Source organism: Shinella sp. GW821-FHT11G07 (assembly GCF_058808115.1).
In genome coordinates this window covers 395,562-407,666 of the sequence record NZ_JBXARJ010000005.1, presented here as the reverse complement: position 1 = coordinate 407,666, position 12,105 = coordinate 395,562, and the positions used below count along the sequence as shown (strand labels likewise).

General features: G+C 65.2%; 8 protein-coding genes. 5 read left to right on the top strand and 3 right to left on the bottom strand.

The window, feature by feature from the left end:
* Window positions 1-376 precede the first annotated feature (376 nt).
* The 4 genes from hrpB to AC1RT2_RS12915 all read left to right on the top strand — a co-directional run bounded on the left by hrpB (window position 377) and on the right by AC1RT2_RS12915 (window position 5,588).
* Window positions 377-2,845, top strand: a complete 2,469-nt coding sequence (gene hrpB / locus AC1RT2_RS12930; RefSeq protein WP_493102350.1) for an ATP-dependent helicase HrpB — start codon at window positions 377-379, stop codon at window positions 2,843-2,845.
* A gap of 80 nt (window positions 2,846-2,925) precedes the next feature.
* Window positions 2,926-4,227, top strand: a complete 1,302-nt coding sequence (locus AC1RT2_RS12925; protein ID WP_069060479.1) for an ActS/PrrB/RegB family redox-sensitive histidine kinase — start codon at window positions 2,926-2,928, stop codon at window positions 4,225-4,227.
* Between the two features lie 76 nt (window positions 4,228-4,303).
* Window positions 4,304-4,876: an ActR/PrrA/RegA family redox response regulator transcription factor gene (locus AC1RT2_RS12920; RefSeq protein WP_493102347.1), complete on the top strand. Its 573-nt coding sequence runs from the start codon at window positions 4,304-4,306 to the stop codon at window positions 4,874-4,876.
* A 148-nt stretch (window positions 4,877-5,024) separates the two neighbouring features.
* Entirely contained in the window at window positions 5,025-5,588 is a 564-nt protein-coding gene (locus AC1RT2_RS12915; protein ID WP_069060481.1) for a hypothetical protein, read from the top strand.
* Here the strand turns inward: AC1RT2_RS12915 and AC1RT2_RS12910 are convergent.
* Complete coding sequence (locus AC1RT2_RS12910; protein ID WP_493102345.1) at window positions 5,585-6,115, bottom strand: MmcB family DNA repair protein; 531 nt, start codon at window positions 6,113-6,115, stop codon at window positions 5,585-5,587. The genes AC1RT2_RS12915 and AC1RT2_RS12910 overlap by 4 nt on opposite strands.
* A 377-nt stretch (window positions 6,116-6,492) precedes the next feature.
* On the opposite strand from AC1RT2_RS12910, the gene AC1RT2_RS12905 reads away from it, so the two are divergent.
* Window positions 6,493-7,155 (top strand): L,D-transpeptidase, encoded by a 663-nt coding sequence (locus tag AC1RT2_RS12905; RefSeq protein WP_069060483.1) that lies wholly within the window; start codon window positions 6,493-6,495, stop codon window positions 7,153-7,155.
* A 250-nt stretch (window positions 7,156-7,405) separates the two neighbouring features.
* Here AC1RT2_RS12905 and AC1RT2_RS12900 read toward each other — a convergent pair whose 3' ends face one another.
* Together AC1RT2_RS12900 and AC1RT2_RS12895 are read right to left on the bottom strand one after the other, a co-directional pair.
* Window positions 7,406-9,565 (bottom strand): malate synthase G, encoded by a 2,160-nt coding sequence (locus AC1RT2_RS12900; RefSeq protein WP_493102343.1) that lies wholly within the window; start codon window positions 9,563-9,565, stop codon window positions 7,406-7,408.
* A 410-nt stretch (window positions 9,566-9,975) separates the two neighbouring features.
* Window positions 9,976-11,982: a hydantoinase/oxoprolinase N-terminal domain-containing protein gene (locus tag AC1RT2_RS12895; protein ID WP_493102341.1), complete on the bottom strand. Its 2,007-nt coding sequence runs from the start codon at window positions 11,980-11,982 to the stop codon at window positions 9,976-9,978.
* Window positions 11,983-12,105 lie beyond the last annotated feature (123 nt).

The window sequence follows — 12,105 nt, the reverse complement described above, 5'->3', positions numbered from 1 at the left end:
TTCGTTGGCCGCCAGAAGCGCCGCCGCTCTCGTTCGATGAGCGGGTTATAAGCCCACCCATGCGGACACGTCAACAGCGGGGATCAAGAAAAATCAAAAAACTTACAAGTCACTGAAATAAAACAACTTTCTTATTCAACACCGCACAACACATCCCCAAAACACACCCCAAACAACCAAAACACACACCCAAATCTTGTCCGGACGGTAAAAAACATGACGAAACCATGACGAATGTCAGTTTGCCGCGATCACCCGATCCCCGCCCCTTCTCCAAGGGGGTGCTGCCGGGATATTCAGGGGGGCAGAGCAGACCGGAGAAGAGCATGTCCGCCTCCTATAATGACGCCTCCTATAGAGAGGGTACGATCTGAGCATGGCGTCGATCCTCGATACATTGCCGAGCCTGCCGGTGCTCGAAGCGCTGCCGGCGCTCGGTGCGGCCCTCTCATCGGGCACGAGCGCCGTGCTGTCGGCGCCGCCCGGTGCGGGCAAGACGACGCTGGTGCCGCTCTTCCTTCTTGGCGAGGCCTGGCGGGGCGACGGGCGGATCATCCTGCTCGAGCCGCGCCGGCTTGCCGCGCGCGCCGCGGCGGGCCGCATGGCGGCACTTCTGGGCGAACGGGTTGGCGAGACCGTCGGCTATCGCATGCGGCTCGACAACCGCGTCTCGGCGCAGACACGGATAGAGGTGGTGACGGAGGGCGTTTTTGCCCGCATGATTCTCGACGATCCGGAACTGCCCGGTGTTTGCGCGGTGCTTTTCGACGAATTCCACGAACGTTCGCTCGATGCGGATTTCGGCCTGGCGCTGGCGCTCGACGTGCAGGCGGCGCTGCGCGAGGACCTGCGCATCCTCGTCATGTCGGCGACGCTCGATGTCGCGCGGGTGTCGGCGCTGCTCGACAATCCGCCTGTCATCGTAAGCGAGGGGCGCACCTTCCCCGTCGATATCCGCTACCAGGACCGGCCGGCCGGCGAGCGCATCGAGGACGGCATGACCCGCACCATCGTTGCGGCGCATCGTGAAGAGAGCGGCTCGATCCTCGCCTTCCTGCCGGGACAGGCCGAAATCACCCGCACCGCCGAACGGCTGGCGGGCCGGTTCGGGCCGGAGACCACCGTCGTGCCGCTCTATGGCAATCTCGGCCAGAAGGACCAGGATGCGGCGATCCGACCGGCACCGGCCGGCACGCGCAAGATCGTGCTGGCGACGTCGATTGCCGAAACGTCGATCACCATCGATGGCGTGCGCATCGTCGTCGACAGCGGGCTGCAACGCCTGCCGGTCTTCGAGGCGGCGACCGGGATCACGCGGCTGGAGACGGTGCGCGTGTCGCGCGCCTCGGCCGACCAGCGTGCCGGCCGCGCCGGGCGGACCGAGCCTGGCATTGCGATCCGGCTCTGGCATGCCGGCCAGACGGCGGCGCTGCCCGCCTTCACGCCACCGCAAATCCTGTCCAGCGACCTGTCCGGCTTCGTGCTCGACCTTGCCCATTGGGGCGTGGCCGATCCCGCTACTCTCCGCCTCGTCGACCAGCCGCCGGCCGCAGCCCTTGAGGAGGCGCGCAATCTGCTGCGCCTGCTTGGTGCGCTCGATGCGACCGGTGCGCTCACACAGGCGGGAAAACGCATCCGCGCGCTGGCGCTGCCGCCGCGGCTTGCCGCCATGATCCTGCATGCCGCGCAGGACGGCGAACAGGCGGCAGCGGCGCGGCTGGCCGTGCTGCTGACGGAACAGGGGCTTGGCGGCCCGGCCGTGGATATCGAAGACCGCCTGCGGCGCTTTGCCAACGAACGCGGCGAGCGTGCGGACGCCGCGCGCCGGCTCGCGAGCCGTATGGCGGAGGGGTTTGGCAAGGCGAAGGGAGACGGAACGAGCATACCGGGCGCCTTGCTGCTGCATGCCTTCCCGGACCGGGTTGCCCTGCAGCGCGGCGGCCGCGGGCGGTTCGTCATGGCGAACGGGCGCGGCGCGGAACTGCCGGAGACCGAGCGGCTTGCCGGCTGCGACATGATCGTCGTCGCCGACCTGACGGGACAGGCCGGACGCCAGCGCATTCTCGCCGCCGCCGAAATCGACCGTGCCACGGTCGAGGCCGAGCTTGCGGACAAGATCGTGCGCGAGGATCAATGCGTCTTCGACCGCGCCAGCCGCCAGGTGCGCGCGCGCCGGGTCGTTCGCCTCGGCGCGATGATTCTAGAGGAGACGCCGCTTCCGCGCCCGAGTGGAGCGAAAGCCGCATTGGCGCTGGCAGACGGCGTTCGCCAGCTCGGCCTCCAGGCCCTGCCGTTTTCCCGCGAGGCGGCACAATTGCGTGACCGGATCGGCTTCCTCCATCGTTCGATCGGCGCGCCCTGGCCGGATACCAGCGACGACGCGCTGCTGGCGACGCTCGACACCTGGTTCGTTCCCTTCCAGGAGACGACGCGCGGCATCGACGATATCAAGTCGTCAAGCCTGCAGGAGGGCCTGATGGCGCTGGTACCTTATGAGGTTCAGCGCGATCTTGCGCGGCTGGCGCCCACCCATTTCGAGGCACCGACCGGCCAGCGCCACCCGATCCGTTATGATGGCGACGAGCCGGTGCTGGAAATCCGCGTGCAGGAACTGTTCGGGTTGAAGCAGCATCCGGCCATTGCAGGCGGCCGGCTGCCGCTGCTGCTCGAACTGCAGTCCCCGGCGCACCGCGTCATCCAGACGACGCGCGACCTGCCCGGTTTCTGGGCGGGCTCGTGGCGCGATGTCAGGGCCGACATGCGCGGGCGCTATCCGCGGCATCCCTGGCCGGAGGATCCGGCCGAGGCGATGCCGACGACACGCGTCAAACCGCGCGGTACATAAGAGCAAGCAAGTCCAGCAAGAGTGCGAAACGGTTTTGCGGCCGCAATTACGCAAAGGCTCCAGAGCCAAGAGGAAAAGACATGGCAGGATATCAGGACATCGAGTTCGAGGGCGCCGGCCGGCGGCTGCGCCTCGAAACGCTCATTCGCCTGCGCTGGCTGGCGGTGGCGGGCCAGACGATCAGCGTCATCGTCGTCGGGCTGTGGCTGGCATTTCCGCTGCCGCTGCTGCCGGCCGGGATACTGATCGCCCTGCTTGCGGCGGTGAACTTCTTTCTTGCCGTGCGTTTTCCGCCCGCACACCGGCTGACGCCGGCCTCCGCCTTCCTGCTGCTCGCCTTCGACCTCTGCCAGCTGACGGCGCTGCTCTTCATTACCGGCGGCCTTGCCAACCCGTTTGCGCCGCTCGTCTGCGTGCCGGTCATCATCTCCTCGTCGTTGCAGCCGATCCGCTTCAGCCTGCCGCTCGGTTTCCTGTCCTTCCTCGGCATCACCGCCCTTGCCTTCACGCCGTTCCCCTTGCCGTGGTTTCCCGGCACGCTGCTCGTCGTTCCGCCGATCCTGACCGCCGGCTTCTGGTTCGCCATCGTGTCGACCACCGCCTTCGCCGCCTTCTATTCCTATCGCGTGTCGCAGGAAGCCGCCGAGCTTTCCAATGCGCTGCAGGCGACCGAACTCATTCTCCAGCGGGAAAAGCACCTGTCGCAGCTCGATGGCCTTGCCGCCGCTGCCGCCCATGAACTCGGCACGCCGCTCGCCACGATCAGCGTCGTGGCGCGCGAGATGGAGCGCGAACTCGGCACCGACGAGCGCTTCAAGGAAGACGTGCAGCTGCTGCGCAGCCAGAGCGAGCGCTGCCGCGACATCCTGCGCCGGCTGACGACGCTGTCGACGGAGGACGAGGCGCATATGCGGGTGCTGCCGCTCTCCTCGCTGCTGGAGGAGGTGCTGGCGCCGCACCGCGAATTCGGCATCCGGCTCAACCTGGTCGAAAACAACGACCGCAACGGCGAGCCGGTCGGCAACCGCAATCCCGGCATTCTCTACGGTCTCGGCAATCTTCTGGAAAACGCGGTGGACCATGCCCGCGAAGAGGTCACCATTACCGTCGACCACACGCCGGAGCGCGTGACGATCGTCATCGAGGACGACGGCGACGGTTATGCCGCGGACATTCTCCAGCGCATCGGCGACCCCTACGTCACCAAGCGCCAGCGTGACGAACGGGCCGGCGGGCTTGGTCTCGGGCTGTTCATCGCCAAGACCCTGCTCGAGCGCTCGGGCGCCAAATTGACCTTCGGCAATCGCACGGGCGACCGGCCGGGTGCGCGCGTCTCGGTCGATTGGCCGCGGGGCCGCATGGAGGCAAAGGCCGCGAAATGACTTTACCCGCCCCCGCTTACGGGCGATAAGCTGATCTTGATCAAGAACGGACGAAAATCGGCCTCGGAAGACGAAAATGGCAGAAAACACCGACACGAACAGCATCGCAGCAGACGATATCGGCCCGGATCCGTCGTTGCTCCTCGTCGATGACGACGCGCCCTTCCTGCGCCGTCTTGCGCGCGCCATGGAAACGCGCGGTTTCGCCGTCGATACGGCTGAATCCGTCGCGGAGGGCATTGCCAAGGCCAAGACGAACCCGCCGAAATATGCGGTGGTCGACCTGCGCCTCGGCGACGGCAGCGGCCTCGACGTGATCGCCGCCATCCGCCAGCGCCGCGACGACACGCGCATCATCATGCTGACCGGCTACGGCAATATCGCCACCGCCGTGAACGCCGTGAAACTCGGCGCCGTCGATTATCTGGCAAAGCCCGCCGATGCCGACGACATCTTTGCCGCGCTGACGCAGCGCCCCGGCGAACGCGTGGAACTGCCGGAAAACCCGATGTCGGCGGATCGCGTGCGCTGGGAGCATATCCAGCGCGTCTATGAAATGTGCGACCGCAACGTCTCCGAGACGGCCCGCCGCCTCAACATGCACCGCCGCACGCTCCAGCGCATCCTGGCGAAACGCGCACCGAAGTAAAAAAACCGGGACTGCGCGGGCGTCAGGTCAGGCCAACCCGAAAATGGTCGATTTTTTCGACGCGCCGGCTGCTAAGCACGGTTGAAAGCCAGGACGCTCGCCGCTACGGCAATCGTCGATACGGCTTCCAACCTGTCCGGAGACTTCAGTGAGCGACGCATTCGGCTTCATGTTCGGGTTCTACGGCCTGCTGCTCGGTCTCGCCGTTGCCGAGGTCGTCTCCGGCTTTTCGCGCGCCTATGACGAACGCAGCACCCGCCGGATCGGCATCGTCGCACCGCTGTTCGGCACGCTGCTCCTCGTCGATCTCATCACCTTCTGGATGAATGCCTGGGCCTATCGCGATCTGCCCGACGTGCGTTACCTCACCGCGCTTGCCGTGGCGCTGGTCGCCCTGCTCTATTATTTCGCCGCCACCCAGGTTTTCCCGAAGGCCACCGAGAAGGACACGCTGGACAACCACATCATGGAACACCGGCACGTGGTGGTGTTCTGCGTGCTGGCGAGCAACCTCATCACCCAGATCCCGAACGTGATCTCCGCCGTCACGACGCCGTGGGCGCCGTCGGATATCGCGCTCTGGCTCGGTCTCAACATGATCTACTATGTGCTTCTCGGCACCGCCGCACTGGCAAAAAGCAAGACGGTCGTCTGCGTGGTCGTTGCCGTGGCCATTCTGTATGTCACCGGAGCGACGACGATCTTCGCCTAGGCTGGCTCGTCGCGCCGGCCGGAGACGATGGCCGAGATATCCGGCCCGTCCTGCCGCCCGTCCATCGAAAACTCGGCAAGCAGCAGCCGGCCGGCGGCGACGCGGGCAAAGGCGAAGGTCACGGACTTGCGTGTCGGCGGTGGCAGCCTGTGTTCCGGCGCGTCGCGAAGGATATGCGCGCCATAGGCGTCGGAGAGGATCAGGCCGCATTCCTCCGGGAAGATATCGAGCGGCACCTCTTTATGGGTGGCGAAGAACAGCCGGTCGCAATGGCGCCGGTAGTCCGGCCATTTGCGGTCCACCTTGAAATCCTCGATCGACGTCTTGATCTCGACGATCCAGATCTCCCCCTTGTCGGACAGGCTGATCAGATCGGCGCGCCGGCCGCTTGCCAGCGTCAGTTCGGGCAGCACCGCATGGCGCATCTCGGCCAGCATGCGCTGCACGCCGCGGCGCACCATCATGGCACGGTCGGACTGGCGGCCGTCGATCAGCGGATTGTCGTTGTGAAGCGATACGATCGTCATTCAAAAAACCTCGGCGAATCGCATTTTACCGCGAAACGGTTTTTCGGCCGGGAAAAAGTTAAGCCGACGGGCGGATTGGCAGCCGGGAAAAGACTTCGTTAACCGCATGCCGCGGTTCCTGTGCGGCTTCGAAGCAGGCGGGGCGCAAGGCCATTGAATGGCGCGCGCAGGCATGCTTGGCATGGCTCGGGTGTGGCGAAAGCGGCAGGTTACCGGGCATTGTTGTTGCAAAAAAACAATCCGCCGGCTTTTTGCTTTGGCTTTAGCCCACGCCGGAGCACACAGACTTGCATTGGCTGGTTTAATCGAAAATAAACCATAACCGATGAAAGCTCCGCGTCTCGGAACTTCTTAATTCCTTTTTCCAAGAGAATCACATGCGTTTCCGCAATGCCCTCCTCCTGTGCGGCCTCGCAGCGGCCGTCACGCTCGCCGGTTGCTCTTCTTCCTCCGTGTCCCTTCCGGGCGAAAAGGTGGCGACCAATGCCATCTTTACATCGGAATATGGCCCTGTTGAGGACAATGGCTATGCCCTGCCGGGCATCCCGATCAACAAGGTGAACCCGAAGTTCCACCGCCAGATCGTCGATTACGCCACCAAGGAAAAGCCCGGCACGATCGTCGTCAACACGCCGAACCGCTTCCTCTATTACGTGCTGCCCGGCGGCAAGGCCGTTCGCTACGGCATCGGCGTCGGCAAGGCGGGCTTTGCCTGGCAGGGCGAGGCCTACATTGCCTGGAAGCAGGAATGGCCGAACTGGCATCCGCCGCAGGAAATGGCAGACCGCAAGCCGGAAGTCGCACGATACGTCAAGGACGGCATGGGCCCGGGCCTGAAAAACCCGCTCGGTGCGCGCGCGCTCTACCTCTTCAATGAGAAGGGCCAGGACACGCTGTTCCGCCTGCACGGCACGCCGGAATGGGCCTCCATCGGCACAGCCGCATCGTCGGGCTGCATCCGCCTGATGAACCAGGACATCATCGATCTCTACAAGCGCGTCCGCCCCGGCCAGGGCGCCCGCGTCGTCGTCCAGCAGTAAGCGGACGTCCTTCCTCAAACGAAAGAAGCCGCCGGATCGCTCCGGCGGCTTCTTTCGTTTGTGCTTTGCATGGCCACCTTGATGGGTACCACGCTCACCTCCCCACCAACGTCATCCTCGGCCTTGAGCCGAGGATCCACCGCCTCGCCCGGGGTGTGGATGGTCGGGTCAAGCCCGACCATGACGGCGGAAAGGTGTGCAGCCCTTGTCGGCAGCCGAGCCGCCGGATTGCTTCGGCAGCGTCCTGCTATCAGCCGTTCGCCGCCTTCAGCTCCAGCCGGCGGCGGTGCAGGACCGGCTCGGTATAGCCGTTCGGCTGCTCGCGGCCCTTGAGCACGAGGTCGAGCGCGGCCTGATAGGCAATCGAACCGTCGAAATTGCCGGCCATCTTCTGGTACAGCGGGTCGCCGGCATTCTGCCCGTCGACGACGGCGGCCATGCGCTGCATGGTCTCGACGATCTGTGCTTCCGTCACCACGCCGTGGTGCAGCCAGTTCGCCATGTGCTGGGCGGAGATGCGCAGCGTGGCGCGGTCCTCCATCAGGCCGACATCGTTGATATCAGGCACCTTGGAGCAACCGACGCCCTGGTCGACCCAGCGCACGACGTAACCCAGAATGCCCTGCGCATTGTTGTCGAGCTCGCGCTGGATTTCCTCCGGCGTCCAGTTCGGCCGAACGGCGACCGGCACGGACAGGATATCCGACAGCTTTGCCCGCGGACGCGAGCGCAGCGCTGCCTGAACCTCGGCGACATTGACCTTGTGGTAGTGCGTGGCATGCAGCGTCGCGGCCGTCGGCGAGGGAACCCAGGCGGTGTTGGCGCCGGCCTTCGGATGGGCGATCTTCTGCTCCAGCATGGCGGCCATCAGGTCGGGCATGGCCCACATGCCCTTGCCGATCTGCGCATGGCCGGAAAGCCCGCATTCCAGGCCGATATCGACGTTCCAGTTCTCGTAGGCCGCAATCCACGCGGCCTGCTTCATGTCGCCCTTGCGGATCATCGGACCCGCTTCCATCGAGGTGTGGATCTCGTCGCCGGTGCGGTCGAGGAAGCCGGTATTGATGAAGACGACGCGCTCTTGTGCCGCGCGAATGCATTCCTTGAGGTTGACCGTCGTGCGGCGTTCCTCGTCCATGATGCCCATCTTCATGGTGTTCGGCGCCATGCCAACGGCAGCCTCGACCCGGCCGAACAGCTTTGACGCGAAGGCGACTTCTTCCGGCCCGTGCATCTTCGGCTTGACGACATACATCGAGCCCTCGCGCGAATTCTTGCGGCGGCCGTTTACGCCGATGTCGTGCAGCGCGATCAGCGCGGTGACCATGGCATCCATGATGCCTTCCGGCACCTCGTTGCCGTCGCGGTCGCGGATCGCCGGGTTGGTCATCAGGTGGCCGACATTGCGCACCAGCATCAGCGAGCGGCACTTGACCTCGAAGGGCGAGCCATCGGGCGCCGTATAGGTAAAGTCGTCATAAAGCTTGCGCTCGACCGTCTCGGAGCCCTTCTTGAAAGTCTCCTTCAGGTCGCCCTTCATCAGGCCGAGCCAGTTGCGATAGACGAGCACCTTGTCCTCGGCATCGACGGCGGCGACCGAATCCTCGCAATCCATGATCGTCGTCAGCGCGGCCTCGATATTGACGCCGGCAATGCCGGCCGGGTCGGTCTTGCCGATCTCCCAGTCGCGGTTGAGAAGGATCTCGATGCCGAGGCCATTGTTCTTGAGCAGCACATGGCGCCAGCCCTCGTGCTCCGCATGGCCGGCATATTGCTCGGGCCGCTTCAGCGAAACGGAGCGGTCGCCCGCCATCAGAAGCAGTTCCGAACCGGCTTTGATATCGGTAATATCGGCCCAGCGGGCGTCGACGAGCGGTGCAGCCTCGTCGAGGAAGGCCTTGGCCCACGCCACCACCTTCTCGCCGCGCTTCGGATTGTAGCCCTTGCCCTTTTCCGCGCCGTCGGTTTGCGGAATGACATCCGTGCCGTAGAGCGCATCGTAGAGCGAACCCCAGCGCGCATTGGCGGCATTCAGCGCGTAGCGCGCATTCATGACCGGCACGACGAGCTGCGGGCCGGCGAGGCTGGCAATCTCGGGGTCGACATTGTCCGTCGTCACCGTGAAGTCGCCGCCTTCCGGCAGCAGGTAGCCGATCTCGCGCAGGAACGCCTGATAGGCCGCCATGTCCACCGGCGCGCCGTTTGCGCGATACCAGGCGTCGATCTTTTCCTGCAACGCATCGCGCTTGGCGAGCAGCGCACGGTTTTCCGGCGCAAGGTCGTGCACGATGGCGGAGAAATCGGCAAAGAAGCGCTCGGCGTCCACGCCCGTGCCGGGAAGAGCCTCCGTGACGATAAAGTCATAAAGGGCACTGTCGATCGAAAGACCGGCTTTTTCGGTAAAAGTCATCTGAAAAGGCTCCGAATGGCGGGACGAAGGGGGAGTATCCCGAATGCTGTCACTTTCCGGAGCTTTCATTCATAGTCAATTCGGCAAAGGCATAAAGAATTTATTCCGCTACGGATAAAATCGTACTTATCAGGCCACTGACAACCAGCCTCCAGGGCGGCAAACAAACCCCAGGGCCCCTCATCCGGCCCTACGGGCTACCTTCTCCCCGTTGGGGAGAAGGGAAACGAGACGTCTGCGATAATCCCCTTCTCCCCAACGGGGAGAAGGTGCCGGCAGGCGGATGAGGGGGTTCAACAGGCTAAAGCGATTTCTTGTCATGCTCGGGCTGGACCCGAGCATTCACGCGTCACCCGCCGTATAGATCCTCGGGTCAGGCCCGAGGATGACGCTCCGGGTGTGGTAGGCCGTCACGCCTCGTCGGCAATGCGCGGCCGGCCGCTGGCCGTTGCGGTAAAACGCGCCTCCATGAGCTTGCGGCTGCCCTCCACCTCCGGCGCATCGATCTCTTCCGACAGCGTCACGACCGGCTCGTCCGCACCATTGGCCCGGGCAGAATGCAGTGCCGCCGTCACCGCCCGTTCCTTGGCCAGCGAGAAGGCAGCCGCCTCGTCGATCAGGCGCACGCTGTCACCTGCACCATTGACGATGAAGACGCCGTCCTCCGGCATGGTCACGAAGACCGTGACGGCCGCGCGCACCTGGCCGACGACCGCGCCGACGGCATTGGCGACGCCGGCATCGGCCGGAATGGACGATTCGGCGCCCAGCATCTCGGCGATATCAGGGTAGTAGACCGGCGCCGACGCCCCGAGGCCGACAAGCGGCCGGTCGAGCGCGACGCGGAATGTCACGATGCCCGGCACGCGGTGAAGCGCGCGGTCGATTGAAATCGAATTGGCCGGATCGAGCGCCCCCACGCCGTCATCGGCAAGGCAGGCGGAGAGAATGACATCCGCCGACTGGCGGGTCAGCCGGTCGACAATTGACCGTGCCAGGGCTTCCGGGCTGTCGGCGATCGGCCGGCCGGTGCCGTCCTTGGTGCGCGCGGCGAGTTCCAGCCCGAGGCGGGCGGCAGCGGCATCCCACTGGCCCTGCCCGCCGAGCACATGCATGGCGTCCGACGGCGTGATGCCGACAAGATGCACGAGGCCGCGGGCGACCAGCCGGTCGAGCGTCGCCTTCTGCAGCGTGGTGACGAGCAGGCCGTCGAGCGGCAGCGGCGCAGCACCGATCTTGTCGTAAAGCGACTGTTCCTGCGGCTGGAGCCCGCTGGCAAGCCGCTCCGGCACGCCGGTGCGCACGGCAAAACGGCCATCATGCCGCCCGACATGCGCCGTACGGATCTGGCGTTCGAGCACCGGCACGATGGCGCCGGGATGCAGCGCCGAGGCGAGGCTGAGCGGCAGGAAACGGCGCGGCCCGAGATCGATCTTCGCCTTGAGGCCGCGATCGTTGATGCGCACCTCCGAATCGCCGCCGAGCCCGAAGGTCCGCATGGCGACGGCCTCGACCATGGTGCGGTAGCCGCCGACGACGGCGCCCTCCGCATCAAGCTTCGGCCGGCCGCCGTCGAGCACCGCGACATCCGTCGTCGTGCCGCCAATGTCGGAGACGACGGCATTGTCGAGGCCGGTCAGGTGGCGCGCGCCGACAAGGCTTGCCGCCGGACCGGAGAGAATGGTTTCGATCGGGCGAAGCCGCGCCTCGGCAGCCGAGATCAGCGCGCCGTCGCCGCGCACCACCATCATCGGCACATGGATGCCGCGGCGCGTAAGATAGTCCTCGCAGGCGCCGATCAGCCGGTCGATCATCGAGACCAGGCGAGCGTTGAGCAGCGTCGTCAACGCGCGGCGCGGGCCGCCGAGTTTGGAGGACAGTTCGTGGCTGCAGGTCACCGGCAGGTGCGAGACCGCGCGGATGCGGTCGCGCACGCGCTGCTCGTGCGCCGGGTTGCGCACGGCGAAATAACCGGCGACGGCGAAGGAGGACACGGTTTGCGACAGCGTCGGCAGGGCCTCGTCCAGCGCCGTCATGTCGAGCGGCGTCTCGTTGCCGTGCACATTGTGGCCGCCGGGCAAAAACAGCACTGGATCGTTGCCCAGCGCATCGGCAAGCCCGTCGCGCTTCAAGTCGTCCGGGCCGAAGCCGATCATCACCAGCCCGGCACGGCCGCCCTGCCCCTCGACCAGCGCATTGGTGGCAAGCGTCGTCGACAGCGAGACCAGGCCGATCGCGGAAACCGCGGCTTTCGCCTGCTCCAGTACGGCTTCAACCGCCCCCGAAATGCCGACCGAAAGATCGTGGCGGGTGGTGAGCGCCTTGGCGCGGGCCACCACGCCGTGGGTTTCGCTGTAGAGCACGGCATCCGTATAGGTGCCGCCGGTATCGATGCCGAGTAATAAATGATCTGCCACGAGAATTCTTCCGGACTACCTGCCGTCTTCTTCAAAACAGGACTGGCTCTTTTCAAAGCCGGTCTGGAATGGTGTTATTGCATGTCCAAGTCGATTGCCACCATCCCGCCGGCGACATCAGGT